Annotated in this window: 2 pseudogenes and 1 other annotated feature; both pseudogenes read left to right on the plus strand. The window is 61.5% G+C overall.

Annotation, left to right across the window (positions count from 1 at the left end):
• Positions 1–47 precede the first annotated feature (47 nt).
• Positions 48–272: pseudogene (locus CDN38_RS32735) on the plus strand (transposase); the annotation flags it as partial.
• Positions 273–318: 46 nt separating this feature from the next.
• Positions 319–436: a sequence feature (AL1L pseudoknot), on the plus strand.
• Positions 358–564: pseudogene (locus CDN38_RS31575) on the plus strand (IS3-like element IS3501 family transposase); the annotation flags it as partial. (Overlaps the previous feature by 79 nt.)

The raw sequence follows: 564 nt of genomic DNA on the forward strand, positions 1-564 counted from the left end.
TGAAGTACCCCAGGTTTTGTTCCGATCCCTATAGGAGGATTGGAAGCATGCCCCGTCAGTATTCGCCGGAGTTTCGGCAGCGTGCGTTGCGTTTGTTGGAGACCACGATGGAGGCCTCAGACGTTTCGGAGTTTGAGGCGATTAAGTCTGTGGCGAGCAAACTTGGTGTCTCGGAGGAGTCGCTGCGCCGGTGGCGGCGCAAGGCTCAGGTGGACGCCGGTGAGCGTCCCGGAACGACGAGCCAAGAGCACGCCGAGATCCGCCGACTTAAGCGGGAACTCGCCGAAACAGAGCCAACGAGGTTCTCAAGGCTGCATCCGCGTTTTTTGCAGCGGAGCTCGACCGCCCCGCGACGAAATGATCGCCTTCATCGACACCCACCGCGATCAGTTCGGGGTCGAGCTCATCTGCCGTGTCTTGCGGGCAGCAATCACTGGATTCCTCACATCCCGAGGCTATCGGGCGGCCAAGACCCGTCCGGCCTGCGACCGCGAGATCCGCGACGAGCAGCTGATCGCTGACCTGCGCACCGTGCACGAGAAGAACTACTCGTGCTACGGGGTG

This window comes from Mycobacterium ostraviense, from assembly GCF_002705925.1.
Taxonomy (GTDB): domain Bacteria; phylum Actinomycetota; class Actinomycetes; order Mycobacteriales; family Mycobacteriaceae; genus Mycobacterium; species Mycobacterium ostraviense.